This is a genomic window from Pseudoalteromonas sp. AWH4_217 (assembly GCF_056161105.1).
In genome coordinates this window covers 192,239-217,896 of record NZ_JBSWYM010000008.1, presented here as the reverse complement: position 1 = coordinate 217,896, position 25,658 = coordinate 192,239, and the positions used below count along the sequence as shown (strand labels likewise).

The following is a 25,658-nucleotide window of genomic DNA, read 5'->3' as shown; positions in this document are numbered from 1 at the left end:
TTGGAACGGTTATGCTGCGCATGTTTGCCAAACGCACAGGTATAAAACAGCCAGCCGAGTAATTATATTTATAAGGGCCATATGAACCGTTTTATTGATTTCAGAGTACTGAAAGTGCTCATTTTTATTCCGCTCCTTGTTTACTTCTTTTATGCCATTGCTGAGGTGTTCTTCTGGCTAGCGGCATATGACTTTATGTATACCAATAATTTTACAGACGCTGAAATGGATGAGGCAATCATTAGCTCTCCTTTGATCATTGGTGTCCTTCTGTTCATTATTGGCTTTTTCAATGCGCTCACCGCTTATCTTGTGGCAGGCTATCTGAAAGGCAATTTCGTAAAGTCTGCAGTGTTAACAATTATTGTAGTTGAAGTGATTGATGTGCTTGTCATGTATGTTTTACCAGCCGATGATACCGTCTACCCGCTCTGGCGAGATATGGTCTTTTTCGCTGTTGGCTGGGGAGCGATTGTACTTGGTGCATGGGCAGCGTGCAAACAGAGTTTACGACATGCTAAAGATCAAAGATGAACACAAATCTTAAAAATTAATCTTTTAAGTTAAAATTAATTAGCCATTGAAGTGGTCACTGATTTAGTGCTGAAAACCAACAGCAACTTTCTTTCGCATGGAAGTCCAGAATTCAAAAAAATGCCGAAAGTAGTCCCAATTTATCGCCCTATTTGTTTTACTTCCTCCATATATGCTGAAAACAGTAGCGCCCCCACTCTGGCTCACATATAATTGTACCGATTAATTAAACTTTATATCTAACTAAATTAAAAATAATTTAACAACAGTTATCGGAAGCTAACTTAATAAAATAACAAGGAGACTGTATGACAGCGATTCTACGTGCCGTCATTCTAATATTCACTGTGTTTACTTTGACCGCTTGTGGCGGTGGAAGCAGCGGTGGTGCGAGCGCAAACAACCCTTCGGAAAAAGTCGAAAAGCTAGATACAGATGGTGACGGTATCGCGGACAATACCGACAATGACGATGACAACGACGGTATTGAAGATGCAATTGATGCATTTCCACTTGATGCAAAAGAAAGCGTCGATACTGACGGAGACGGTATTGGGAACAATGCAGATAAAGACGATGACAACGATGGTGTCGAAGATGCAAATGATGCTTTCCCACTCGATCCCAATGAGAGTGCAGATTCCGATGGCGATGGTGTGGGTGATAATAAAGATGCCTACCCATTTGATAGTGAGCCTGTTTTATGGTCTACCTTTCAGCAATCAGAGAAACACCGAGGCAGTATCAAATTCGCCGTTGACCCCCAGTATTTTTCTGAATTATGGAATGTTAATTTTTCAGATAGCTGGGGCAGTGAAAAGGCGTTTCTTACGGCAAGTGAGCGACATATATTCAGAACAGTGGGTAGGCAGCTGTATACGCTCGATGCCCACACAGGCGAAGAGCTTTGGAGTGTTAGTTTCTCTACTCGGGATTCTTTAAATCCCCCTGCCTACGCAAATGGCAAAGTGTACGTGCAGACTGGTGGGCATGATAACTCATATTTATGGGCGTTCGACGAAATTGATGGCAGCCTGATCTTTAACTCTGAATATGGGAATCAGTGGAGTGAATACTATGCACCGACCATAGAAAATGAGATTGTTTACATGGCTGGTGGTTACTATGGGGGGATGTACGCATTCAGTGGTTCTACTGGTAATCAATTATGGTTTAAAGATTTAAGCCAATACGATAAGTTTACGCCGGCAATTTCAGGTGATTATGCGATTGCCTATACGGGTCCTGAATTAACCGTTGTCGATAAGCTGACGGGCGAAGAGATTTTCTCTGTGACAGATCCCGGTTACAATTGGTGGGGTTGGAGTACGGATGCTGCCCCAATTATTGGTAACCAAAATAATGTTATCGGCTATCAAAGAGGACGTCTGGTTAATTTTGACTTAAAGCGACAAAGTATTAGCTGGGCGATCAGTGGTAATTTCTATGGTGATCCTGCGGTATCTGATGCCGGGGTATATGTCGTCAATGGCAATCAAATCGAGTTATTAGATGAAGCAGATGGCAGTATTTTATGGAGCTGGCAGGCTGCTGAAAATGTAACTTTAACCGGTCACATCATTCCTGTTATTGATCATATCTTTGTCTCTACCGATAGTACGGTAGAACTTATTGATATCAAGACCAAACAAACAGTCTGGCGCTACAGTGAGACCGGAACACTCGCTCTGAGTAATGGGATCTTATATATCTCAGCCTCAAATAGAGTACATGCTGTAGATGTAGAGGGGGATCGAGATCAGGATGGCCTGCCTCAATGGTGGGAGCGTCGCTATGGTTCAGATGTTGACCCCGCTTCTGATCAAGATGGAGATGGTCTGAGCGCAGTGCAAGAGTACGCTGCAAATACGTCTCCTGTGTTGGCTGATACCGATGGAGATGGTTTGTCTGATTCTCAGGAAATTAATGAATATGGCACTTCTCCCACTGTTGCCGATAGTGATGGTGACGGTCTTAGTGACTCAATAGAGGTGCTGAAGTGGTTCACCAACCCGTTGTCGATAGACTCTGACAATGATGGTCTCAACGATCTAGCAGAGCTTAATGCTGGCCTTAACCCCAGGGATAAGGAAGATGCAGCTCTGGACAATGACAATGATGGCTATACCAATGCACACGAAGTGTATGCAGGCTCGGACCTGAATGACGCACAATCTATTCCAGTGATTGGGGACTGGGGGATGGTACAAGGTAATGCCAGCCATAATGGTTATCAGGCCATGATGTTAAATGCTGCGGATTTTGCGCCACGATGGTTACAGTCCTTTGATTATAGGCTGTCTTTACCGGCCATTGCAGCAGGCCAAGTGTTTGTGAGAGGTAATGGCAGGGTATTCTCTCTGGATATAACAACAGGAGAAGAGCAGTGGTTTAATGCTGCCGTTTCAGGTGGAATCAGCGCGCCAAGCTTTGGCAATGATCTTGTTTATGTGCACACAGGTGGACATGAAGACACTGCATTGTGGGCATTCAATGCTCAAACGGGTGAACAGGTGTTTCGTGGTGAGCATGGCTCGCAGTGGCCAAATTACAGCGCACCGACAATCTTTAAAGAGCGCGCTTACATGAATGGTGCCTATTATGGCGGTATGCAGAGCTTCAATGCATTGACAGGTGAACATTTATGGCAGGGTCCGGCTGAGTGGGCTGATTACTGGGAGCCTGCAGTCAATGAGGACTATGTGTTTGTACCCAACAATGGCGATATTACCGCGTTGGATCATAACACTGGTGATATCCTGTTTTCGATTGAAGCCAACACCAGTGCACAAACTGTTGTACTGGGATCACAAAACAATGTGATTACTTATGGAAATACGTTGGCGAGCTATGATATTGAGAACCAAAAAGCTCGTTGGACGAGCTCAGCGTCAGACATTACATATGAGATGCCTGCTGTTGGTAATGGTCTAGTGGTGGCACTCCATGGCGGTTTACTTAAAGTTTTCAATGAATTTAATGGTGAGTTGGTTTGGCATTGGATGCCAGCACAAGCTATAGAGTCGAATATTGTTTTGACCGCAAGTCATATATTCGTTGCTTCATTGAGTAAAACCTACGCTCTGAACCTGAGAACACAAAGTGTCGATTGGGTGTATGATCTCGGTGGTCAGCTTTCATTGGGTAAAGAAGGGGTGCTAGTGATTAGCAGTGATACACAGATTGCGGCCGTTGATCTTGTATCCAGTAAATGATGTTGATTAAGACTAGGGCGCAGCATGCGCTCTGAATAATGTGTAAAGGTGGTAAGAGTAGCCACCTTTTTTATTGGCGTGCTTTCAGAGTTGGTATGGCCCCAAGCCATTGTCTTTACTCGCCCGGGAACGCTTGGCAATCTGCGTATCTGGCTTGAACACAAATTTGTCGAGTGGTTTCTCCCTGGTATTTTTCCCATTGCGATTTTCATCCTGCATTGCGTATTGCAATAACGCCATTTAGTAAAATAAAAACCTTTTAAAATCAGTGTTATAAAATTGGCCTCATGCTTGCAATCTCTCTAACAGCAAATCAAAACGTTGGAGAGTCACATGAAAAAGATATTGTTCGGAGCCTGCGTGTTTTCCGCAGGACTATCAGCCGCCCCGTTCGACACATGTCCGTCCAAGGCCTTTTTGGTGCAGGGCAACACAGCAACTATGTATGGCGTTAACCTGGTCTCGGGTTCGTATACTACGTTCGCTGAAAATGTTGGTACCAATAACAAGCTCAATGGCATCGGGTTCAGCGTCCACGACCGTTACATTTACGGCTGGGACTACAGCAGTAAAGACATCGGTCGGGTGGGAAAAGACTACGTGCTTGAGCCCATCATGACATCCGGATTCCCCGATACCAACTTTTACGTGGGTGATGTCGCTATTCACGAGAATGCATTTTATGTTTACAAGAAAGGCAGTAGCTTAGGCCTGTATCGCGTATCGCTCGACGAAAACAGCGACGACTATTTGCAGGCAGAACGCATTATTGATGGTAGCGCGTTGAACCTGAATATCTTTGATATGGCGTTTGCGCCAAATGACAATGCCAGCCTGGCTTACAGCGTAGACAGCAATGGTAATCTGCACCGCATTGATGTTTCTAACGGCACCAGCACCAACCTTGGCAACGTGGGCCAGTCCGGGACATTCGGTGCCGTCTATTTTGATGTGGAGAGTAATTTTTACATCAGCAGAAATCAGGACGGACATGTTTATAAAATAGATATAAACGATACAAATAATACCCAGCTTTTCGCGTACGGTCCGGTTTCCAATACTAACGACGGCGCACGCTGTGCAACGGCCCCGATTATTGATGATACAGAAGACCCAACCATAGACTATGGCGACGCACCGGATAGCTATGGCACTTCGCTTAACGCCAATGGCGCGCGTCATAATGTGGGTGACTTATTTTTTGGCCAGAGTGTCAGCGCAGAATATGTACCTAAAGCCACAGATGACGACAACGGCATTAGCTTTTTAACTAACCTGGAAACAGGCTATGAAACGCTGGTTTCGTTCACGCTATCAAAATCAGGGTATGTGAATGCCTGGATTGACTGGAATGGTGATGGCCAGTTCCAGGAGTCAGAGCGTGTGATCAGCGAGTACCAGGGGGTTGCCGGTGAAAACCGTGTGCTCATTCCTGTGCCTGTTGATGCTGTTGCAGGCAGCACCTGGGCCAGATTCCGGGTCTCGAACACCAGTGATATTGCACCACTGGGCGGGATTGATAACGGTGAAGTGGAAGATTTGAATGTCTCTGTTGTTGCCAGTAGCCTGATCCAGAACTCGACCTCGTGGAAAACCGCCGCGTTTGAAGACTTATGGCCGCAAAAAGGTGACTATGACTTTAACGACGTGGTGGTTCGATATCGTGTGACGACCAGCCAGATTGGTAACCAGGTTGTGCGTTACAACATTGAAGGCGCGCTGATTGCAGTCGGGGCCGGTTATCACAATGCCTTTGCCATTCGTCTGAAAGACATTGCCCGTAAGCATGTGGATGAAGCCCAGGTTGAACTGACTGTTGACGGCACGTTACAGGATGGCAGTCCGCTGGAAGTCAACCGAAATGAAGCCATTGTCGTTATATTTGCCGATACCAGAGAGATGGTGCCGGTTCAGCCAGGCTGCAAGTTCTTCAGAACTGAAACAGGCTGCAGTGATATCCAACGAGCACCTTATCCGTTTGAAATCACTATCCCCTTAGCAACCAGCTACAACGCGAATATCGCGACAAACAGTAAGGTTGACCCGTTTATTTTCGCAGTAGATGGTCATTACCACGGACCATTCGTAGACCAGAACAATGGTCGAGGCTGGGAAGTCCATCTTAAAAATCATGCGCCAACGGAAGCGTTTGATAGCAGCTATCTGGATCAGGGAGATGACACCTCTTCAACCAATGGTTACTTTCAAACGTCAACGGGTTTGCCCTGGGCACTTATCATTAATTCTCAGTGGGACCATCCAATGGAGCGCGTTGATATGTCACTTGCGTATCCTCAATTTGTGGAATTCGCCCAGTCAGCAGGCGCTCAGAACGCAACCTGGTTTGAGAATCCAGTATCTGACTATCAGTACACCATCAGCAACGCAGCGCAAAACTAGGAGAGCATCATGAACAAATTAATCGTAACTCTAATCACTTTATTATTAACGGCTTGTGGTGGTGGTTCTGGAGACTCACAGGGGCAAACTCAGACAAATAATACTGCATCAAGTGCTATCAGTAACCTTGGGCAAAGTAGTGCTGCCAATACCGAGCAAACGCAAACAACTAACGCTGCTGAGCAGGATAGCAATAGCGAAACGCAGGAAGGCTCTGCAGAGGAAGCGCAGAATGACGACACGCAACCAGCGCAGGACAGTGGTAGTACAGAAGGCATGGAGGCTGTGATCGTTGATGAAGCTTTCGACTTTCTTACTGATGTGCCCGTGGCTGTGTCAATTGCGTCCAATGTTGTGAATAGCCGTGCATTTATTAATATTTGTCAACAGGATGCCCCATTAACGGACGACGACACGTGTTTTTTAAGAGCGCCTGTCGATAGTAACGGTCTTTTTGTTCAAATTGTGTTGCCACACTCAGAGCAAAAGCTCAAAGCCGAAATCTGGTATTACAGCACCGATGTTGAGCCGCTGGTGTATAATTGGGAGTTTGACGGGTCGCAACAACAGCAAACATGGGAAATAAACTAATGTGCACTAAGTAATTCATATTGTGGTGACTCACAATAATCCAACGCAAAGCATATCCCTGCCCAGAGATATGCTTTTTTCTTTAATTGGTTAAATATGCAGCTTTCAGCCCTATGCCATATACATTAAAAAGTTCATCATTCACAAATGAATTGTTGTCTGAGGCGGTAACTATTGGGTGATGGTTTTTGTTCAGTTACTATTTATTCTTACAAAGTTTAGCTAGATGATCAGCCTGAACACTTAAGCCTGCTAACAGGCGGTTAAATATTGAGGTAATAAAGGACAATTGTATGAATGACGAACCATGGGTTAATAGTGAGCTTTTTAACGGGGAAGCGATCACAGGTAATAGAGCGGGTCTGGAAATGCTGAAGGCTGCGATTGAACAAGCGCTAGGCAATACCTCTGGCTCTCAGTGTCACGATGTTTGTACCGAGAATATTGTTGTTCATCTAGCCGATAAAGAAAGCTATTACAATCAACTCAATCTGGATGAGCGCTCTGTACTTCAAAAGTTAAGGGATCAACTACTCGCAGTTACTTTTGTTATTTGGTTTTTCTTGTTGCCTTTTATTGCCGTTGGCTTAATGATTTACAACACCTATTTTGAGACAGTGAGTGAATGTCGTTGCCTGATACCCGCTCAGCCAATTCAGGGGCCCAAAATGCCCTGGTTACAGTAAATCAGGTGAGTGCTTTATGGGTTTAAAGAGAACTGTAAAAATCAGTGGAGTGATGTTACTGGCTTCACTATGCTTCGTCGGGTTTTTGATGCCTGAGTTTATCAATAAAATCGACTGTAAACGCGATACCAGCCAGCTGCATTTTCGACAACTGGGTGATGCATTAAGCATGCATAAGTTACAAACCGGCCAATATCCAACTAATAGGGAAGGGCTTGCGCATCTGACCTCTGCACACACCCATGGACATCAGGGGAAATTTATATCTACACTGCCCCAGAATAGGTGGGGGAACGACTATTATTACTTTAACCTTGAAGAGCGCCTTATTTTACTTTGGGATTTGGGGGCTGATTCCTTACCTGGTGGTGCAGAAGGAGGTCAGGACTTATGCTACCTCCTAAATCAGCATACAGATAACCCGGAGTTAACCTCACATATTGAGGCCGTTTTAGCTAAGCTACCTAAAGAAGCTGCACCTGTTTGCACCAAAATTTACTCGGGTGTTGCTCATCACTATTAACAAGAGTGCAAATAAAGCTTATCTGCACTCCTGGTCTTTCTAGAGTTTAAAGCTTTCCACCAGTTTGATGGGCTCTCCATCGACGTCCAATACAGCGACAACCTTCAGTACCCCGTTTTTGAGCTTTTCAGGCTGGCGTAAGTGCGGTTGCCAGCGCTTTTTTTCGTATGGAGATAGGGTGACGTCCTGCTGCCAAAGTGCTGGTTGAGCTGCCGGGCTCTGGTAGGGAAGAAATTGCACCGACAGTTTGCCATGTGTGTCTCCGGAATAGGGTCCGGTCAGACTTATCTGCAGATCCGAGTTGCCTTTGCTGAGCTGGGCATTCAAATACACGCCATCAAATTGCTGATTTTCCAAAGTGATTTGACCCGTTTGTGTTAGGCCCTGCCAGCTCAGGGTGTAGCCTGCCTGGCTCTGAGTTACCGACAACGGCAGTTTGTGTCTTCCCGGCGTTAAAGAGTAAGATTTTCCGCTTTGAAGCTTAATGTCGGCAGTTTGCTGACTGGGGTTGTTTACCGAAATAAAAGGCACGTCACCGTCAAACCGCAACGAGAGTTCGATACCACTGAGCGCATACAACGCATCATCAGAGAGCTGTTGTTGCCAACTTTCGAGCATGTTTTGTAAGTTTCGGTTCAGTGCTGAGTGCAGGCTTTGATTGGTTTGTTTTGCCAGCTGAGTGTCCAGTGTGGCCATACAATTCGGCAGTTGAGCCGAAAATGCGACACAGGTATTGAAGGCTCTGTGTGCCAAATCTGCGCCTGCAAAATACCAGGGGTTAGCTGTGACTATCTCAAGGTCTGGTACTTCATAGGTATGACTATACAGATATGGCGTAACAGTGTGATTCATGTTGCGACCCAGCAGGGCGACCTGTTGGAAGTCGATTGCACTCAATACGTTGTCAGGTACTGTAAAGGCAACCTTTTGTGTGCTGTTAGCTGATTTAATCTCAACTTCCAGCCCTGAACTGGTTGTGCGCAGATTGAGACCCAGTTGCAAGGTTTGTTCTACACTGCTGAGAATTGCCGGCGTGAGTGCAACCTCCTGTGTGGTGCCGCTGGTAGTGTCAATGACTGATAGTCGCGTGCCATCATTCAGTAGCACTTGCAACATCTGGTCCTGAGTAAAATCAGCTTTTTCAGTCAATCCAGCTCGTTGTGCAAGGCTGTCATTGCTAAGCTTGGTTAGCAAGCCTATCCCAATTTCACCTCGGGTCCGTTGTTCAGGTTGCAGTGTTAATAAGGCCGCGAAAGAATCTTTGCTGACCGGGTTGATTGCAGGGTGTGGCTGAGGTGCGGGGAAATCCAGTACCGGGTGGCGTGTGCTACGAAACGGCGTAATATCTAAGCGTTGAAGGGCTTTTTCATCGTTGCTGCGCAGCCAGTAGCCCGGGCCATTTTGCTCCCAGGGACCTCGTACAATATAAAAGCTCGGCTTTGCTGTTTGAACGAACTTGGCAAAGTCGTGCTCCAGCTGTGGCCAGTCTGAAAAGGTGGTTTTCAGTAAGGCATTGGCGGTTGGCAAGGTAGCGTCAGAATCTGGGTTCAATGCCATCAGGGTGCGCAGGTAGCGTTTAAAGTACTGATAGCGCAGTGGGTCACTTAACAAAAAATGCACGATGAAAAAGTTAAGGCCACGGCGCAATTGTGGGTCATCATTGATCTGCTCAAAGCTGGGTTGTCCATTCTTATGATACTGCGCCAGTCCCATGATCTGGTAGTTCATAGGGGCACGGTCGAATACCATGACTCTGAGCTGTTTTTTGTCGCTGTCATAGGTGTGGCTCGCGATTGCGTCGGCCATGCCTTCGGTGATCCAGCTTGGTGCCCAGGTTGCATGACCATTGAGCGCCATATGAAAAGCGTGCATAGTTTCGTGGATCACAATATAGCGTTGATGGTGATGTCGGTGGCTTGGAAAACTGTATCCGGCACGGTTGTAATACATGGTTTCGCCCCCGGCTGTTTTGTGTACGCCACGCAAAAAACCGTCGTCCAGCATGGCTTCACGTACACGCTCACGAGAGCTGCCGTAGACGACAGCAATGCGCTGATTATCAATGTTCGCGGGTGCCATACCAAACAGCTCAACGTAGTGGGGGTAAGACATTTCCAATAGCTCGAGATAGAGGCGGACTTTTTCCTCGCTCAAATCGCTTTTGAGCGCAAAATGTTTGCTGACCCACCAGTTATAGCCTCGGCTATTGGTTATCTTGCCATCGCTGTATGTACGCGGTATTTGTTTACCGACATAGGTAATGTCAATGTGATTAAGCGTGCTGGTTCTGCCCGCTACGTCAATATCCACACGCATCTGGGCTGGGCTCGGGATTGTCTGTTCTATCTGGCCAGAAACTCGATCCACCTGACTCTGAGGTGGTTTTTCTAACGACTGGCAGCCGCTCAGGAGTGCCAGCGCAATTAAACTCAATCGTAACATTTTGACTTTCTCTTATAGGTGTTTTATGTATATTGTATACAATAATAATCAATAGGATCCAAGTCAATGTCGATAAATACATCAACCGGACAACGAGATACAGGGAGGCAAAGTGCAGATGCTTCTGAATCAGGGTTTAGCCGTGCATTTTATGTCGCTAACCTCATGGAAATATTTGAGCGGTTAGCCTGGTATGGCTTTTTTGCGGTGTCTTCTGTGTATATGACCACGCCCAGTGCTCAGGGCGGGGTCGGATTTACCGATCTTGAGCGCGGCGCGGTACAAGGGATCATCCCGTTTTTTCTCTATCTTTTGCCGGTACTGACTGGCGCACTGGGCGATCAGCTTGGCTATCGAAAAATGTTTTTGCTGTCATTCGCCATTATGGCTCCGGGGTACTTTTTACTGGGTCAGGCGCAAAGCTTTTGGCCGTTTTTTGCTGCACTAAGCCTGGTTGCCCTGGGGGCTGCTTGCTTCAAGCCTGTGGTAGTTGGCACTATTTCTCACAGCACTAACGATAGCAATCGCGGCCTTGGGTTTGGCATTTTCTATACCATGGTTAATATTGGCGGTTTTCTTGGGCCTTTGCTTGCTGGAGCGCTCAGGGCGATAAGCTGGGATGCTGTGTTTATGATGTCGGCATGCTGGATCTTGCTGAATTTTATTCCTGTATTGTGGTTCTACCGTGATCCGCCGAGCCTTAAGCGTGAGAAAGTGTCGCTTCGTGATGTTTTGCGAGAAGCTCAGTCCGTGCTTGGTAATGGCCGTTTTGCGTTGACGTTGTTAGTCGCCGTGGTGCTCTTGATGTGTTCAGGAATCGAGGCCCTCAGCTATATTGAAGCGTTTTCACTCATTGGGCTCTGGGTGGTTATTAATGTGATTTGGGATCAGACCGCCCGCAGAGTCACGCAGAAGAAAGCTGTCTGGTGGGCACAACCCATGAGGATCAGTAATATGCGATTTGCAGTGTATCTGGCTATTCTTGCTGGGTTCTGGACAGTGTACAATCAGCTGTTTTATACCTTGCCTTTGTTTATCCGTGACTATGTAGATACCCGAGATTTACTGAACTTTATAGCCTTTTTTGGCGAGGATGTCGTTGCTTTCTTTGCATATGTAGATAGCGCGCAGCTACAAAATGCGGTTCAGGTATTACATTCACAATTACAAGCGGGCACTGTACCAGCCGTTGAAGCCCTGCGTTTGGAGTGGGTTCACCTTAAAGTAAATGTACCAACCCACGAATTGACAACCCTGATGGCTGATTTGAAAGCGTCAGAGACACTGACGAGCGCAAAGTTGCAACAGACCACGCTCGCGCTGCTTGAATATCGACAAATTAATCCCGAGTATTTGATCAACCTGGATTTCGCAGCCATTGTATTGCTCCAGATCCTGGTTAGTTATTTGTGTCAGCGGATAAAGCCGTTTTATGTACTGACAGCAGGACTGGTTGTTATGTTTGGGGCCTTTTCACTCATGGCTATAGAGCTGACAGCAACGAGTGGGGCATTAATGGTTACAGTGATCTTGTTAATTGCATTGGGAGAAATGCTGACCTCACCTAAAAGTCAGGAGTACGTAGCCAGTATCGCTCCGCCTTCACAGGCCGCCTTGTATATGGGCTACTATTTTGTGTCTATGGCTCTGGGCTTTTTGTTTGCCGGCTTCTTATCTGGGTGGAGTTATGCCACCTTGGTCCAGCAAGATGGCCGACCTGACCTAATGTGGGGGTTGTTTGGTGTATTGGCACTGGTGACGGCTATTGCTTTATACCTGTTTAACCGTTTTTTGATTCAAAAGCCTTTACAGCAGGTCTCAGTAGAGGAACAAACCGCTTTATAACGCTGTTTGTTCCGACGTTTGGCGAAGTTGGTCGCACTTAGGTTGCCTTTGTAGTCTTGCCATGACTAGACTGAGTCGACTAATTACTACAAAAAAGAAGCGAATATGTTGAAAACAACTCTGATCAGCGCCGCAGTGCTTATGGCCTGTGGCAATGCCTTTGCCGACACATTGGTACTCAATGCCGACGCTGCACTGGATGTTAACACAGGAAAACTCATCCGGCCCGCCACTGTGGTAGTCGAAGACAACACAATCGTGTCGGTATCGCGAAGCAACCGTAAAGCCTACCCAGAAGATGCCACTGTGATTGATCTCAAAGGCCATACACTGTTGCCGGGGTTGTTTGATATGCATGTGCATCTTACCGGTGATGCACAAGTTCATGGTTACAAGCGCTTGCAGCGTACTGCACCGCGCTCGGCAATCACAGGAGTGCGTAACGCCAAGCGCACGCTTGCAGCAGGGTTTACGTCTGTGCGTAACCTGGGCGCTGGCGGCTATGCTGATCTGGCGCTGCGTGATGCCATCTATGATGGTGATGTACCAGGACCTCGCATCTTCGCATCGGGTCCGGCGCTGGGGATAACGGGCGGTCACTGCGACAATAACCTGTTTACCCACGAGCACAAGGTGGTAGCGGAAGGGGTGGCCGACGGCCCCTGGGCAGTCAGACAAAAGGTGCGTGAAAACATCAAATATGGTGTGGACGTAATTAAGTTCTGTGCAACTGGAGGTGTATTATCCAAAGGCACTAAAGTGGGTGCACAGCAATATTCGTTTGAGGAAATGCAGGCGCTGGTAGCAGAAGTGCATTTACGTGGCCTAACCGTGGCTGCTCATGCGCATGGAACAGATGGCATTAAGTCAGCTATCCGTGCCGGGGTGGATTCAGTTGAACATGTTAGTTTTTTGGATGATGAAGCTATCAAGCTTGCCAAGCAACATGGTACTTATTTCTCAATGGATATTTACAATACCGAATATATCCTGAGTGAGGGAGAAAAAGCCGGTATTTTACCCGAAAGCCTGGATAAAGAACGAAAAGTTGGCGGCACTCAACGAGCCAGTTTTACGAAAGCCGTTAAGGCCGGTGTGAACATGGTGTTTGGCTCAGACGGTGGAGTGTACCCTCATGGTCAAAACGGCAAACAATTTAGCCGTATGGTCAAATTTGGCATGAATGAGCTTCAGGCGCTTCAGGCCGCGACTATCAATTCTGCGACCTTGTTAGAGATGCAGGACAAGCTCGGTTCTCTGGAAGCGGGTAAGCTGGCTGATATCATTGCTGTACCGGGTAACCCGTTAAAAGATATTCAGGTGATGGAAACCGTGACCCTGGTAATCAAAGACGGCAAAGTGGAAGTGGATAAACGTCAGTAAATTTAATTACGCCCAATTGAAAGCGGCCTGTGCGGTTTTACCCGCAGGCCGCTTAACCATACTCCAAAGGGCGAACTAACAAGTTAAGACGCTGTGTTGTGAGGCTGTTTTTTTGCATTGAGTGGATACAAGATGAGCAATGGTAGCATGAGTGCCAGCATCCACAGGTAAGCGCCAATATGTAACTGCAACAAGACCACACTTATGGAAGAGCCAATCATGGCAACGGGGTGGACGAAAAACACCACCATAATCACGGCAGTACAGAACCCCGCAATGCGACCTGATAGTTTTTCAATTCGCCTTGAATAACATGGCGTCTATTTCAGCTCGCTGGTTGCCCCCCTTAGCTGTTTCCAATATGCTACCACTTGTCGTTTTTATGTTTTTGAGAGAGCTTAAATGAGTGTGTTAGGCACGCTGATCTACTCCAGTATGCTGGGCATGCTGCTTCTGGCGTTGTTGCAGGCGGTTAATAAACCCCGGCAGAGACAAACTACTTACCTGATAGCGTTACTCGCCTTACTGATAGTTCATGTGTGCGGTGAACTGGTGGTGTATTCCGGTGCATATCGTTACGTACCGTGGCTGGTGGGCGCGCAGTTTCCCGTCCGTGTACTGTTAGGTCCGGCACTGTATTTTTACGCTTGTGCGACCATGTCTCCTAATCCTGAATTTTCGAAACGGACTTATGCATGGGCGCTATCTGGCCCGATTTTGGTGATGGCGGTGATGGCACCGTTTGTGTCCGGCCTGAGCTCTGCTGAGAAACTGGCACTGGCGGACCCGGCAACCCGAGATCCTCAGCACTACAAGCTGGCTTTATTCTCTTGCTTTGCCTCAACGCAGATCTTTGTTTTGTACACAGCGGTTTATTTTATTAGCGCTTTAAAACTTCATACCCGTCACCGGCAGCAATTAATGGAGCGTTTTTCTGACATTGAGTCGCGTTCAATCAGTTGGTTTGCCGTCATCTTATTGCTGTGGGGCTTGGTTTGGCTGTGTTATGCCACCGGTTACATTTCGGTGTTCTTGGGTTGGCGCTGGTTTGGGCAGGGGGTGATACTACCCATTTTTGAGGCTTGCGTACTACTTGCCTTCGCCTGTCTGGCACTTAAACAACCGATTTTGACTCCGGCCGACAAAGGAGAGCCGAGAGCCCGGCAGCCTCGTACATCGACAGTAAGCCTGGATAGAATGCAACGTATTTCGGCTAAACTGGAAAAAGCGATGGAAGAAGAGCAATTGTTTATGGAAGAGGATTTGTCTTTGAATAAACTTTCCAGTGCAATTGGCGTAAGCGAAAATCACATTTCAGAAACTCTGTCTCAATTAATGCAGACCAACTTCTTCCAGTTTGTAAATCGCTATCGAATATCACAAGCTGAAAAATTACTCAAAGAAACAGACATGCAGGTGTCGAGCATTCAGTTTGAAGTGGGTTTTAACTCTAAGTCGACCTTTAACACCGCGTTTAAGAAAGCCACGGGATTGACTCCTTCGTTATATCGTAAGCAACAGCATAACTGATTAGAACAGCTGAAATAAATGCCACTAAACATACTCTGGTGCTTTTGAATTGCCAGCTTTGCGCTTGACCGATTCTGTATAGGATTAACCCTGTGATAATCACGGTCGGCTCATAGAAATACCTGGGAGGTAAATCAAACGGAAAGAAAAACAGACCATGGATCAGGCGACCAAGTCCCGGAGGCAGCAGCATTACAGATGCAAGCAGTATCCAGTGTGCGTGTTTGTGTGAAGGGCCGGCGCTGAAAATTGCCCGATACATAAAGAATGCGAAGAGCGGGAAAAGGGCAATATCAAGACTCAACACCAACCTGAATATAACGCTGGTGGTGATACGTTCCAGGTATACGGTGGTGTATAAAACCACCGTTGAGACAATAAAAGCCAGCAAGACAAAAGCAAGGCAGTATCCAAGTGTTCGGTGCGGTATCAAGTGCTTTTGGTAAACCAGCGTTGCCTGGCTGAGCATACCGGCCACCCAGACAAAGGACAAAGCGCCGTGCCAGTGATGCATCGTAGTCAGTGATGAAAACTGCAGAATATAACTGGGGATAAACCCCAGCAAAATTATCAGCCCAATGACCCAAAGCCAGGTTATATAGAATGCAAAGGGTAAGTCAGGGGTCTGCGTCTGTGACGGATATTTATAATCGATTACCCAACCCATTAGTTGTTTTGCCGTGTATGGATATTTATGGTTACTTTACCATCCAATGCCTTGAGCGTGCATTGTCCGCCAATGGGAACGGTGAAAATAGGTGTTGTATGACCAAAGTCGAGATTGCACACGACTGGGCAAGATGTCAGTTGCTCAAAACTACTCAGGAGCTCTGTCAGGTCGTTAAGGTCTACTTTGCTGTCGGCTTGAAAGCGTCCGACCACTAAACCGGCAATATGCTCAGCGCCATGATGAGACAACAAAGATTGCAGGTTGCGTTCAAATTCCGTCAGGGTCAGGTCACCCAGCAGGTTATCTTCTTCGACAAATAAAACCGCTCCGGTTAAATCTGGCATGTAACGGGTACCCTGCAATAAATTGAATGAGCAAAGGTTGCCACCCAAAATGGTGCCTTCACACGTCCCTTTGTTGACAATGATGGGGCCCGGGTTGGGTATAAAAGTGCGGCTGGTTTGATCGATAAACCAAAGATCATCAGACCAAAACTCGCTGGCGCTAAGCGCATAGTCCGTGCCACCCAGTAAGGCGAGCTCAAAATGTCTGAGGGTAAATTCCAAACCCTGTTGCATGCCAAAAGAGGAAAAATGCGGACCCAGATAAGTAATCTGGCCTGTTATGGCATAAATAGCGTTGAGCAGTACGGTGATGTCGGAGTATCCGCAAAGCGGCTTTGGGTTATCCCGGAGTATGTCCCAGTTTAGATGGTCGAGCGTCCTGTTTGCGTTGTGGCCGCCAATGGTACTTAAAATGAGCGCAACTTCTGGGTCTGCAAAGGCGTCATTCAAATCTTTTGCTTTATCGAGTATCAACTGGGCTGTTGTAACTTCTCGGTGTATGTAATGGGGGGCAAAGTCGCAATGGATACCCAGCCCAGCCAGTGTTTCAATGGCGGTGGCCGTTGTTTCTCGGGACAAGATCTCAGCAGATCTGCTGGGGGATACAATGCGTGCCCGTTTTTTATATTCGTTCATATGTTTCCTTATACCTGATTACACTGCATGTTAGGGTGTCTGATTTGGTTGCAGAAAAAACTGCTGGATGATGGGGCCGACCAGCGCCGGTAACTCCTGATGAGCGGCATGGGTGGTGAAGGGAATATTTGCAAAGCTGACGTCTTTAATACGCGCTTTGAGTGCAACGGCCTCTTCCAGAGAAAAAAGAAAGTCATTGTCGCCTCGCATGATCAGGGTAGGGCAATCAATTTGTGCCACCAAATCACAAGGGTAGCCAGACTCCCTGGTATCAAGCCAGAGCGTTTTTACTGCCTCAACCAGGGCAGGAAAGTTCGGGGCTGGGTTCGATGCCTGATAATAAGCGACTCCCTCAGGAAACAGCTCAGTCCACATTTCAACGGTTAGGCCGCGCAGTGTTTCAACCGCCGGATCACCTTCTTCCAGACGCCAGGATGATCCCAGTGTCAGCAATCGAGTAACCTGAGCCGGGTTTTGCGCCGCCAGACGATAGGCGACTATCCCGCCATCGCTGAAACCAAACAGAAAGTAGCGTGAAATATCCAGCCAATCAAGCAATGCTTGCACGTCGTTTTGGTATTGTGCATAGCTCAAAGGTACATTGCCCAGGCTTGATTTTCCCTGGCCTCGCAAGTCAATGGATATCAGTCGGAAATGAGTAACCAGATACTCAGTGAGTACATCCAGATCCCGGGTTGAGCCCAAACCTCCGTGCAGCATGACCAGAGGAAAACCGTCCGGATTACCACTTTGCTCATAGTGAATCGATATGCCATTGATATCTGCATAGGCTGACTGTTTTGTCATGATAGAGTCCTTTATGTGGGGTATTGATACTGTAGCTTGTGAACAGTTTTATGAGTGGGTTCGATCTTCCACTTCGTCAAAGGTTTCAACGGAAATTCGCTCAGCCAACAGGCGCATCTTATGCATTTGTTCGGGGTTGCTGTTATCCCAAAAATGTACCCAATCTGCACGCGAACGCCATTTGGCTATAGTTAGCACTTTATTTGGGTCATCAGAGCTTTGTAGCATAAAGCTGCCCAGCGCACCCTGAACGGACTCGTGAATTGCATCCGTTGTCGCGCGCCATGTTGCCTGAAACTCGGCGATATTTTCAGTGGGTACTTGCCACCGATAAATTACCCTAAACATAGGTATGTCTCCCTGAGTTAGCCTGCTCATACTAGCGTAATATTGACACTGATATTGGTTATATCTTTGAGTTTTCAGACTATCATCAGGCGTATTGATGTGCTCGCATTTTTTGTAGGTGTGCCTATATCTGCTGACAGAGTGTGTCACAGGGCGCTCTAAATTTGGCACGAAACAGGTTACTCGGCATGCAGGGCGATACAGTTTCCTTCAGAATCTTCAAACTCCGCAACCCAGCCAAATCCGCAAACGGATGTTTTAGGGTAGAGGGTTTTACCTCCCAGAGACAGCACCTTAGCCAGTGTTGCATCGATGTCATCGGTATGAAAATACAGCCGCGTGCCCGCTTTAGATGGCACATAACTGTCTCCTGTAACCAGTGCACCGGTTATGCCGCTTGCCTGAGCATTAGATGGGAATAGTGCCATATCATGCCCATCGATGACGGCATGTTCGAACTGAAAACCAAATACGGCGTGGTAAAACGCCATCGCGCGATCCAGATCTGTGACTGGAATTTCAAAATATCCAACTGGGTTGTTCTGTGGCATTTCTTTTTTCCGCTTTTTAAAGGGTCAATTTAGTATGGCACGTTTGTGCCATACTTTTATCCTAAGCTATGTGATCACATACTTAGCTGTTTTCTCGTCAGACATACCATTGCGTCATATGTACCTGAGCGTTACTTTAATTTGGCAGTATTATTTTACTTTTTGGTGAATATCCGGGCGGTAATTAAGCTATTACTCCCTTATGGCGTCTGCCTGAAAAACGAACTGACCTTTGATATTGTTAAACCCAATCGACTCGTAAAAGCGATGTGCATCTTTTCTTAGCATGTTGCACCTAACTCTGACTGTACCCCGGTGTTGCGTACGCACATGGTTAACCAGCTTTCGGCCTATTCCTTGTCCTTGAGCGTCAGGAGATACTATTAGCCCTCCGATTTCATAGAAGCTGTCAGATGCCAGTCTTCGTGCGTAGAATACATGTACCCAGCCCACGATTAGGCCATTGCGCTCTGCAACATAGAGCTTGTCCTGAGGAGAGTTGAGTAGTGCATTCAGGTTTTCGTATGCCTCTGAGGGAGTTAATTCGGTATAACCCAAATGGCCAGAGACTTGGTGAATTGCCTCTGAGTCTGGTGCCTGCGCTTCTCTGATAATTACGGTCATATGGTTTTTCCTTAAAGTTTCAATTTCACAGTGTGATACCTGCCGTAACAGCTGCATGTTTTTATCGAGTATTTAAACATTGAGTGCGGGGAACAGGCTAAATAAGGCATAGTTAAGGATGCACCGCTGCGCCTCCAAAGGCTTCTGCCAGATAATTAATGATTGCTTCAGGTTGTGTGAGCGTTTGCTCATCGTCCAAAATAAGCACAGGCAACCACTGATTGTCCTCGCCAAGAAGTTCAACTACAGGTTTTCTTGGTTTCGCAAAATCAACGCGACGTACATCCACTTTGTCTGCCCAGTGAGGGTTTACAGTCAGTGCACCTTCAATCATGGCACAGTGGGAGCATATCCACATTTTTCCGGGCCCATCTTCAAAGGGCATGCTGAGTACAAACAAAATGGGTTTCACCTAAACTCCTTACAAAAGGTTTTATTTCGGGGACAGAGTACATCAACTAATGTCAAAAGTGTCTGTTTATTCGACGAATGACGAGTTAGGTCTTGCATCCATGATCTATTACTCATGGATTAAACAGTCGATGTAGGTGAGCAACTTAGCCAACACGACCAGCTAGCCAATCCAGTCTTGTTAAAGGAGAGTCAGTTTTGTGGCGCCTGTTAGCTGCTGAGTTTATCCAACAAGGTAGCAACTGTTTTGTGGTTTCTGGTGGTGGCTCTGACCTTAAGTTTGCGCTCAAAAAAATTGGTGTGTATTTTAGTTCTGCCATACCCGTTGGGGCAATAAACGTAAACCATAGTGCCACAGAGACGGTATTGATCTGGCAAGAAGGCTTGGTCGTCCATCTGCTCAGTCAGTTTGGTGTCAGGTATGTCATTGAGGAAGGTAAAATGGCTTTTACTTACATCCTGATCAGAAACAAATGTAGGCATCTCATCGTAAATGGCTTGCAGTGCATCAAAGTTAAACAGGAACAAATCGACATCCTGATAGTCGTAGGCATCACCAAGCAATTGTGTGATCGTGGCTTTGATCTCTGAACTGGTCAGCGAGGTGTCAAAGAGCAGATTACCAGATTGCAGATAATAGCTGACATTATCCATCCCAAGTTCAGCGAGTTGCGTACAGAGCGTTTTCATGTTTACTTTACGCTGGCCGCTGACGTTAATTCCACGCATCAGGCACACATATTTCATACGATTGATCCTTTTTTACTTATTGTTTTTAAATGGCATACCCCAATGCATGCTAACCCCGTGCATCCCTGGAGTAAATAGCCGCTTCCGATGCTGTGAAGTTAGTCTTAAATGTAAAGGCATAGGGAGTATCTCCCTCTTGTCTCAAGTGCATCAGACGCGCCAATGCTTCTTCTTGCGTCGGGATATGATCTTCCTCAATCCACCATAGCACATAGGTATCTTCGGCCAGGCGATGAAACCATTCGCCTTTTCTGCGCATAAAGTCACGATGGTGGGTCCGGAACATGAAGTTTTTAAGCGCATCAACCGACTCCCACACCGACATATTGACAATAATACTGGGGTCGTCAAACATCTGAATGTGAGTAGCGTCGCCCGATTCGTCTTTCAGACGCCAGACAAATCCCTCACTGTCTTCAGCAATACCATTGACCAGCTCTAAGTTGTCGACAAAATCTTTTATCTCGGGGGCATCCAGCGGGTATTTTGCTTTAGCTATATTTAACTGGGCCAATTTCATGTGCGTGCTCCTTGAGGTTCCTGTAAGCCTTAATGTGGCGGTTGATGTTTTTTTATTCACGACCAATGGAGGATATAAGGTTGTTTTTCAGGAACACAAGGGCGAATATTTTGGGGCCATACCAATACTGTTTTTGTAGGATTGTTAAGCAAGACAATAAAGTGGGTTGCACTTGGCCGACGAACTATTCGGGATCAGCACCGTTCAAATGCGCCAATGTTTGCGTTTATTGCATTCAGTATAGTCTGCAGTTGCTGGTTTATTATGCGAATTCAAAAACAAAGAGCTGGAAGGCACTTTGGTCTAACTGGCAAAAGCACCATTATTTATTCCTGCTTTATATAGATCTGAGGCGAGTTGTTTTATATCAGGGGCCATTGTAATGGATTCTCGCCAATCTGCTGGAATACCATTAAATCCATAAAATGCGCCGGCAATTTGACCACATATTGCTGCCGTTGTGTCGGCATCATTGCCAATATTCGCAGCAAGTAATATAGATTCCTTAAAATTATTACTATGGTAAAAGCACCAAAGAGCGGATATCAGGCTGTCGATGACATAGCCACTACCCGTCAGCATCGAGTAATCCAGCTCCTTAAAGTGAAAAGTGGTCACTGGGTCCAGTTCGCTACAGAAGTGACCGGGTATCTGTTCGAAGATGTCATTTTTACACTGAGACGTGAACGCTTTGTGGATAAGGAAGCTAAACAGCCTGCATGCATCCAGACATAGTGGGGAGCCATGCGTAGTACGAGAGCTTTCTTGTGCATATAGCATGCAAGTGCTGATATCTGAGAGGTAGTAAATCGGAATAGGTGCCAATCTCATGATTGAACCATTGCCTGACGAGTATTTGTCTGTGGCGCCACTGAACGGGATGTTAGTGATCTGGTACTGTCGCAAGGCACGGGATACTGTCATACCAGTATCAAAACACGTGCCAGTGCTGCTCATGTAACCATGGTTATGCCATTTGCAGTAGCGCTCCATTTGATCTTTTGCATCAAATCCTTGTTTTTCTAGCAGGCTATGGGCGAGACACAGTGCCATTGACGTATCATCAGTCCATTGCCCTTTATTGAGGTTAAATGGGCCACCGCCAATCATATCTGTTAATGGTTTAAATGTTCCCTTGGTTGCAAATTCCAATGTAGTCCCTACAGCATCGCCGCACGCTAGACCAACTAGTGAGCCAATGACTCTATCTTGTAAGTTATCTCTTTGTCCCTGCATCAAATTTACTTCCAACCAACGCGAATCCCCTAATCTATATGGGGATTAAATCCACAAATACCTAGGCCTTAGCCTCGTCTATTTGATGCTGTTGTAAAATAACCTTTTAGCAAAGTCTTATGTAATGAGTGGCAAGCCTTACGCCAACATAGCGATAAAAAGTGGCGGACGTAGGTCACTACCTTCGCTGGTAGGTGCACTGTAATTAAAACAAAATCCCGGCTCGGTGGCCGGGATGAGGGTATGGCTGGCTACTTGGTTTTGGGTATCACTTTATAGATCCCGCTGCCATCTATTCCCAGGTAAAGATCACCGTTGGGGTGGGTCGCTATGCTGCGCACACGGCCGGCGCCTTCGAAGATCTTACTGTGACCAACCACTTTATTGCCGTCAAGTTCAACCAGTACCAGATGGGCGAACTTCATTGAACCGACAACCAGATGGCCTTGCCATTGCGGGTATTTGTCGCTGGTAATAAATTCCATACCGGATGGTGCGATAGAAGGAACCCATACCCAGTCAGGTTGTTGCATGCCATCTCGGGTGGTTTCGTCGGTGATCTTTGTTCCGTTATAGTTAATTCCGTAGGTGATCACAGGCCAGCCGTAGTTCAAGCCCGGCTTGATGATATTGATCTCATCGCCGCCCCGAGGGCCATGCTCATGGGTCCAGATCTCGCCCGTTTTGGGGTGCATAGCCATACCCTGCGGGTTGCGGTGGCCATAGGAATACACACTTTTACGCGCATCCTTTTGTTTTGCAAATGGGTTTGAATCGGGGATAGTGCCGTCGGCATTGATACGATGAATTTTACCTGCATCATGATCTAAGCGCTGCGGGTGCACGTCCCGGTTGCCCCTGTCTCCAATCGAAAAGTACAGGTAGCCATCTTTGTCGAATTCAATGCGAGAGCCGAAATGAAAAGAAGGCTTGGTATTTGGAAAACCATCAAATATTAACTGTTTATCAACCAGCTTCATATCTTTGAGGCGAGCACGCATGATAGACGTATTGCTGCCTTTTTCTTCGCCTTCAAAGCCGGAATAAGAAAAATAGATCCAACCGTTTTCGCTATAGTCAGGGTCTATCTCGATATCCAGCAGGCCACCCTGGCGCTCAGCATGTACCTCTGGCACACCTTCGATCGGTTTGTCGACCAGCTTGCCCTCTTTGATCAGGCGAAGTTGCCCCGATCTGTCGGTGACCAGCAGCTCTTTGTCGTTTAGCCACACCATTCCCCAGGGGATCTGAATACCCCTCGCAACCAGTTCCAGTTGATAGTTATCAGCGCTCTTTGCAACCGGAATCGTTTGTGGCTCGACCGCCTGGATGCTCTGGGCAGAGATAAAAAATAAGCTTAATGCAATGTTGTTTAATGTTTTCTTCATGCTTGCTCAACTTAAGTCGACAGAAAGAGGATCACAGATTAGCGCGTTTTGGTCAAAAATGTCACCGGGTGCGGTAAGCGGCAGGTTGCCAGCGGTCAGAGCGGGTGAAAATTGTTCGATCAATTCTTCTGGGCTAAAAAGGGCTCAGAATTGCCAATAAACCGTTTACTGGTAACTATTCGCTAACTTTAATGAGGGCGGTATCTCACGAGGGGTATATAAGTAATTGATAATTAGTTTTATTCTTCTTGGTTCTCTTGATGTTTTAGGTAAGAAGATAAAACAGCATAACTGCATTTTCACTACAGAATTTACAAACTGAAACCTCCATTGCACAGTGTTTTACATCCCTTACATTCGGGCGAAATTCTTTAATTTGAACGTGTCAGCGTTGTCATATAGGCTTGCGCGAATTTTTTAGCTTTACCCCGGAATGTGTCTTTATGTCATTTAGTTCCCGACATACTATTTTGCTTTCGAGCTCCCTGATCATTGGCTCTGCCTCCTTTAATATTAATGCGACAGAGTTAGATACGCTTAAACGTGAACTTGTTCATTTGCAGCAAAAAGTGGTACAGCTTGAAGCACAACAAGAAGCAGACAATAAACCTGCTGAGCAGGGCGTAAAGGTAGGCGGTGCTATTCGCTTTAACTATGGTATGAACTCCTACGATCAGGACAGTGAGCGTCGTGGTGGTGACATCGACTTTGACCTGGCTCGTATTAATTTGTCAGGTAAGATTGCTGATATCGGTATCAATGCGGAAGTGCGATTTCATGACTACATGCGCGTTGTGAAGTATGCCTATCTGGACTACGACATCACGCCGCAGTGGCAGGCTCAGCTCGGCCTGGCTCCCGTACCATTTGGTAATACGCCGGTTGCATCACACAGCTACTTTATGACACCCAATTATTTTGTTGGCCTGGAAGAAGACTACGATTTAGGTCTGGTGTTTAAGCGTACTATGCAGGATAACTGGCAACTGGATCTGGCTTTTTTCAAAAACGACGACCACGGTGGCATAGATGGTGCGGCGGAAGATCGCAAAGACCGGTACTCGGTGGATATCGTTGGTCTGCGCACTGCGGGTGAGGGCGTTTACGACACGCCTGAACAAAAGCTGGCTGAGTATAACACTCTCGCAGGGCGCTTTGCATATCAGCTGGATCACGCTTTTGGTACTACCCAGATCGGATTCTCAGCACTGCATGGCGGTCTGGACAATGGCATCTCCCGGGCCGGCAATTATCACGCCTGGGCTATGCATGCGTCTAATCGATATCATCAGTGGTATGTCCATTTTCAACACACCGAGTATGATTATCAGGTCGATGAATTTACCCAGATTGCGGTTGCTGCAAATGCGATGTACGACACCATAGCGGCAAAGGCTTCGTCGACGACTATGGGCGTGTCCTATGACTGGCAGGTTGAGTTTGGACCGCTAACTGAGCTGACCGTTTATAATGACTTTGGCTTGATGCATGGCAAATCTGATGACAGCGCAAACACCTGGATGAACATCACCGGTATGGCTGTGGCGGCAGGCCCTGTATTTGCCTATGTCGATTTGGTACATGCCAAAAATCAACCTTTTGTTGGTGGCACGCTTGTAGGTGACAGTGAGGGTTTTGAGCGCCGTTTTAACATCAATGTAGGCTATTACTTCTAATCCCGAACACTACTGAACCTCTGAGTATTCAGCTCAGAGGTTGTGCCGTGCAGACTGAATTACAGCTTGCAGTAATCCCCAGAGCAAGCCAGTTTTGAGCACTGCTGCGAGCAGTCCACCAGCGATGTAATCACACATAACACGCCTGCAGAAATAGACGCAGCTTGCTGACCGCCAGCAACCTGAGGTGTGGCGTGCTTTGCCAATCCAGCGTGTTTATCCGATAAACGTTTTAGTTGGGTCTTTTTAACCTTTAGTTTCATGATAATTCCTTGTTGATATGGGTATGTAATCGTCTCGGGCAGCGTCTTTTTTTGGGTTGATTGGGTGCGCCGCCCACTGTATTTAATCGCATACAATTTAATTGGTCAAATATTTTTACTAAATAAAAGTATATTCAATGAATACAAAGCAGTAGTATATTTTTGAGTGAGTATTTCACGGAAAGTTGGTCGACTCACAAAGTGATTGGGAAAATCATTTACCATGACGCATTGTTTTTATTTGTGTTTAATCGCTCAATGCCATTTGAAGTGAACCTGTGTTGA

23 protein-coding genes are annotated in these 25,658 nt (G+C 46.6%); 10 read left to right on the top strand and 13 right to left on the bottom strand.

Features of this window, described 5'->3' with window-relative positions:
- The first annotated feature begins 81 nt into the window (after window positions 1-81).
- The 6 genes from ACXAH1_RS12180 to ACXAH1_RS12155 all read left to right on the top strand — a co-directional run bounded on the left by ACXAH1_RS12180 (window position 82) and on the right by ACXAH1_RS12155 (window position 7,949).
- Window positions 82-534 (top strand): hypothetical protein, encoded by a 453-nt coding sequence (locus ACXAH1_RS12180; RefSeq protein ID WP_475196983.1) that lies wholly within the window; start codon window positions 82-84, stop codon window positions 532-534.
- A gap of 308 nt (window positions 535-842) precedes the next feature.
- Window positions 843-3,749 carry an outer membrane protein assembly factor BamB family protein gene (locus ACXAH1_RS12175; RefSeq protein ID WP_475196981.1) on the top strand — a complete coding sequence of 969 codons (2,907 nt, stop codon included), beginning with the start codon at window positions 843-845 and terminating at the stop codon, window positions 3,747-3,749.
- A gap of 333 nt (window positions 3,750-4,082) precedes the next feature.
- Window positions 4,083-6,149, top strand: coding sequence for an LruC domain-containing protein (locus ACXAH1_RS12170; protein ID WP_475196980.1), 2,067 nt, complete (start codon window positions 4,083-4,085; stop codon window positions 6,147-6,149).
- Window positions 6,150-6,158: 9 nt separating this feature from the next.
- Entirely contained in the window at window positions 6,159-6,740 is a 582-nt protein-coding gene (locus ACXAH1_RS12165; RefSeq protein ID WP_475196978.1) for a hypothetical protein, read from the top strand.
- A 293-nt stretch (window positions 6,741-7,033) separates the two neighbouring features.
- Window positions 7,034-7,426: a hypothetical protein gene (locus tag ACXAH1_RS12160; protein ID WP_475196977.1), complete on the top strand. Its 393-nt coding sequence runs from the start codon at window positions 7,034-7,036 to the stop codon at window positions 7,424-7,426.
- Window positions 7,427-7,442: 16 nt separating this feature from the next.
- Window positions 7,443-7,949 (top strand): type II secretion system protein GspG, encoded by a 507-nt coding sequence (locus ACXAH1_RS12155; RefSeq protein WP_475196976.1) that lies wholly within the window; start codon window positions 7,443-7,445, stop codon window positions 7,947-7,949.
- Between the two features lie 39 nt (window positions 7,950-7,988).
- Here the strand turns inward: ACXAH1_RS12155 and ACXAH1_RS12150 are convergent, their stop codons facing one another.
- Entirely contained in the window at window positions 7,989-10,391 is a 2,403-nt protein-coding gene (locus ACXAH1_RS12150) for a hypothetical protein (RefSeq protein WP_475196974.1), read from the bottom strand.
- A gap of 66 nt (window positions 10,392-10,457) precedes the next feature.
- On the opposite strand from ACXAH1_RS12150, the gene ACXAH1_RS12145 reads away from it, so the two are divergent.
- The 3 genes from ACXAH1_RS12145 (at window position 10,458) to ACXAH1_RS12135 (ending at window position 15,149) form a co-directional block, all read left to right on the top strand.
- Window positions 10,458-12,236 (top strand): MFS transporter, encoded by a 1,779-nt coding sequence (locus ACXAH1_RS12145; protein WP_475196972.1) that lies wholly within the window; start codon window positions 10,458-10,460, stop codon window positions 12,234-12,236.
- Window positions 12,237-12,341: 105 nt separating this feature from the next.
- Window positions 12,342-13,619, top strand: a complete 1,278-nt coding sequence (locus tag ACXAH1_RS12140; protein ID WP_475196971.1) for a Xaa-Pro dipeptidase — start codon at window positions 12,342-12,344, stop codon at window positions 13,617-13,619.
- Window positions 13,620-14,021: 402 nt separating this feature from the next.
- The gene (locus ACXAH1_RS12135) at window positions 14,022-15,149 is read left to right on the top strand and encodes a helix-turn-helix domain-containing protein (RefSeq protein ID WP_475196970.1); all 1,128 of its coding nucleotides are present in this window, start codon (window positions 14,022-14,024) and stop codon (window positions 15,147-15,149) included.
- Here the strand turns inward: ACXAH1_RS12135 and ACXAH1_RS12130 are convergent.
- The 11 genes from ACXAH1_RS12130 to ACXAH1_RS12080 form a co-directional block, all read right to left on the bottom strand.
- Window positions 15,094-15,816 carry a hypothetical protein gene (locus ACXAH1_RS12130; protein WP_475196969.1) on the bottom strand — a complete coding sequence of 241 codons (723 nt, stop codon included), beginning with the start codon at window positions 15,814-15,816 and terminating at the stop codon, window positions 15,094-15,096. The genes ACXAH1_RS12135 and ACXAH1_RS12130 overlap by 56 nt on opposite strands.
- The gene (locus ACXAH1_RS12125) at window positions 15,816-16,799 is read right to left on the bottom strand and encodes a S66 family peptidase (protein WP_475196967.1); all 984 of its coding nucleotides are present in this window, start codon (window positions 16,797-16,799) and stop codon (window positions 15,816-15,818) included. The genes ACXAH1_RS12130 and ACXAH1_RS12125 overlap by 1 nt, the downstream gene beginning before the upstream one ends.
- A gap of 30 nt (window positions 16,800-16,829) precedes the next feature.
- Window positions 16,830-17,606: an alpha/beta fold hydrolase gene (locus tag ACXAH1_RS12120; protein ID WP_475196965.1), complete on the bottom strand. Its 777-nt coding sequence runs from the start codon at window positions 17,604-17,606 to the stop codon at window positions 16,830-16,832.
- A 48-nt stretch (window positions 17,607-17,654) separates the two neighbouring features.
- Window positions 17,655-17,954 carry an antibiotic biosynthesis monooxygenase family protein gene (locus tag ACXAH1_RS12115; RefSeq protein WP_138552649.1) on the bottom strand — a complete coding sequence of 100 codons (300 nt, stop codon included), beginning with the start codon at window positions 17,952-17,954 and terminating at the stop codon, window positions 17,655-17,657.
- A 179-nt stretch (window positions 17,955-18,133) separates the two neighbouring features.
- On the bottom strand, window positions 18,134-18,505 hold the full coding sequence (locus tag ACXAH1_RS12110; protein WP_475196963.1) for a VOC family protein: 372 nt from the start codon (window positions 18,503-18,505) through the stop codon (window positions 18,134-18,136).
- A 192-nt stretch (window positions 18,506-18,697) separates the two neighbouring features.
- On the bottom strand, window positions 18,698-19,129 hold the full coding sequence (locus ACXAH1_RS12105; protein ID WP_475196961.1) for a GNAT family N-acetyltransferase: 432 nt from the start codon (window positions 19,127-19,129) through the stop codon (window positions 18,698-18,700).
- 112 nt (window positions 19,130-19,241) lie between these two features.
- Window positions 19,242-19,541 carry a DUF3088 family protein gene (locus ACXAH1_RS12100; protein WP_475196960.1) on the bottom strand — a complete coding sequence of 100 codons (300 nt, stop codon included), beginning with the start codon at window positions 19,539-19,541 and terminating at the stop codon, window positions 19,242-19,244.
- Window positions 19,542-19,750: 209 nt separating this feature from the next.
- A complete protein-coding gene (locus ACXAH1_RS12095) occupies window positions 19,751-20,287 on the bottom strand; it encodes a DUF1697 domain-containing protein (RefSeq protein WP_475196958.1) in 537 nt (178 codons plus the stop codon).
- 52 nt (window positions 20,288-20,339) lie between these two features.
- Window positions 20,340-20,810 (bottom strand): DUF3291 domain-containing protein, encoded by a 471-nt coding sequence (locus tag ACXAH1_RS12090; protein WP_475196956.1) that lies wholly within the window; start codon window positions 20,808-20,810, stop codon window positions 20,340-20,342.
- A 303-nt stretch (window positions 20,811-21,113) separates the two neighbouring features.
- On the bottom strand, window positions 21,114-22,046 hold the full coding sequence (locus tag ACXAH1_RS12085; protein WP_475197101.1) for an ADP-ribosylglycohydrolase family protein: 933 nt from the start codon (window positions 22,044-22,046) through the stop codon (window positions 21,114-21,116).
- Window positions 22,047-22,297: 251 nt separating this feature from the next.
- Window positions 22,298-23,434 carry a PQQ-dependent sugar dehydrogenase gene (locus ACXAH1_RS12080; protein ID WP_475196954.1) on the bottom strand — a complete coding sequence of 379 codons (1,137 nt, stop codon included), beginning with the start codon at window positions 23,432-23,434 and terminating at the stop codon, window positions 22,298-22,300.
- Window positions 23,435-23,877: 443 nt separating this feature from the next.
- Between ACXAH1_RS12080 and ACXAH1_RS12075 the strand changes: the two genes are divergently transcribed.
- Window positions 23,878-25,110 carry a carbohydrate porin gene (locus ACXAH1_RS12075; RefSeq protein ID WP_475196952.1) on the top strand — a complete coding sequence of 411 codons (1,233 nt, stop codon included), beginning with the start codon at window positions 23,878-23,880 and terminating at the stop codon, window positions 25,108-25,110.
- Between the two features lie 59 nt (window positions 25,111-25,169).
- Here the strand turns inward: ACXAH1_RS12075 and ACXAH1_RS12070 are convergent, their stop codons facing one another.
- Window positions 25,170-25,373: a hypothetical protein gene (locus tag ACXAH1_RS12070; protein WP_253044360.1), complete on the bottom strand. Its 204-nt coding sequence runs from the start codon at window positions 25,371-25,373 to the stop codon at window positions 25,170-25,172.
- Window positions 25,374-25,658: the final 285 nt, after the last annotated feature.

Bases quoted from the DNA above. Each gene is read 5' to 3' on its own strand.
- ACXAH1_RS12180 (WP_475196983.1), top strand. From the start codon at position 82: ATGAACCGTTTTATTGATTTCAGAGTACTGAAAGTGCTCATTTTTATT.
- ACXAH1_RS12175 (WP_475196981.1), top strand. From the start codon at position 843: ATGACAGCGATTCTACGTGCCGTCATTCTAATATTCACTGTGTTTACT.
- ACXAH1_RS12170 (WP_475196980.1), top strand. From the start codon at position 4,083: ATGAAAAAGATATTGTTCGGAGCCTGCGTGTTTTCCGCAGGACTATCA.
- ACXAH1_RS12165 (WP_475196978.1), top strand. From the start codon at position 6,159: ATGAACAAATTAATCGTAACTCTAATCACTTTATTATTAACGGCTTGT.
- ACXAH1_RS12160 (WP_475196977.1), top strand. From the start codon at position 7,034: ATGAATGACGAACCATGGGTTAATAGTGAGCTTTTTAACGGGGAAGCG.
- ACXAH1_RS12155 (WP_475196976.1), top strand. From the start codon at position 7,443: ATGGGTTTAAAGAGAACTGTAAAAATCAGTGGAGTGATGTTACTGGCT.
- ACXAH1_RS12150 (WP_475196974.1), bottom strand. From the start codon at position 10,391: ATGTTACGATTGAGTTTAATTGCGCTGGCACTCCTGAGCGGCTGCCAG.
- ACXAH1_RS12145 (WP_475196972.1), top strand. From the start codon at position 10,458: ATGTCGATAAATACATCAACCGGACAACGAGATACAGGGAGGCAAAGT.
- ACXAH1_RS12140 (WP_475196971.1), top strand. From the start codon at position 12,342: ATGTTGAAAACAACTCTGATCAGCGCCGCAGTGCTTATGGCCTGTGGC.
- ACXAH1_RS12135 (WP_475196970.1), top strand. From the start codon at position 14,022: ATGAGTGTGTTAGGCACGCTGATCTACTCCAGTATGCTGGGCATGCTG.
- ACXAH1_RS12130 (WP_475196969.1), bottom strand. From the start codon at position 15,816: ATGGGTTGGGTAATCGATTATAAATATCCGTCACAGACGCAGACCCCT.
- ACXAH1_RS12125 (WP_475196967.1), bottom strand. From the start codon at position 16,799: ATGAACGAATATAAAAAACGGGCACGCATTGTATCCCCCAGCAGATCT.
- ACXAH1_RS12120 (WP_475196965.1), bottom strand. From the start codon at position 17,606: ATGACAAAACAGTCAGCCTATGCAGATATCAATGGCATATCGATTCAC.
- ACXAH1_RS12115 (WP_138552649.1), bottom strand. From the start codon at position 17,954: ATGTTTAGGGTAATTTATCGGTGGCAAGTACCCACTGAAAATATCGCC.
- ACXAH1_RS12110 (WP_475196963.1), bottom strand. From the start codon at position 18,505: ATGCCACAGAACAACCCAGTTGGATATTTTGAAATTCCAGTCACAGAT.
- ACXAH1_RS12105 (WP_475196961.1), bottom strand. From the start codon at position 19,129: ATGACCGTAATTATCAGAGAAGCGCAGGCACCAGACTCAGAGGCAATT.
- ACXAH1_RS12095 (WP_475196958.1), bottom strand. From the start codon at position 20,287: ATGAAATATGTGTGCCTGATGCGTGGAATTAACGTCAGCGGCCAGCGT.
- ACXAH1_RS12090 (WP_475196956.1), bottom strand. From the start codon at position 20,810: ATGAAATTGGCCCAGTTAAATATAGCTAAAGCAAAATACCCGCTGGAT.
- ACXAH1_RS12085 (WP_475197101.1), bottom strand. From the start codon at position 22,046: ATGCAGGGACAAAGAGATAACTTACAAGATAGAGTCATTGGCTCACTA.
- ACXAH1_RS12080 (WP_475196954.1), bottom strand. From the start codon at position 23,434: ATGAAGAAAACATTAAACAACATTGCATTAAGCTTATTTTTTATCTCT.
- ACXAH1_RS12075 (WP_475196952.1), top strand. From the start codon at position 23,878: ATGTCATTTAGTTCCCGACATACTATTTTGCTTTCGAGCTCCCTGATC.
- ACXAH1_RS12070 (WP_253044360.1), bottom strand. From the start codon at position 25,373: ATGAAACTAAAGGTTAAAAAGACCCAACTAAAACGTTTATCGGATAAA.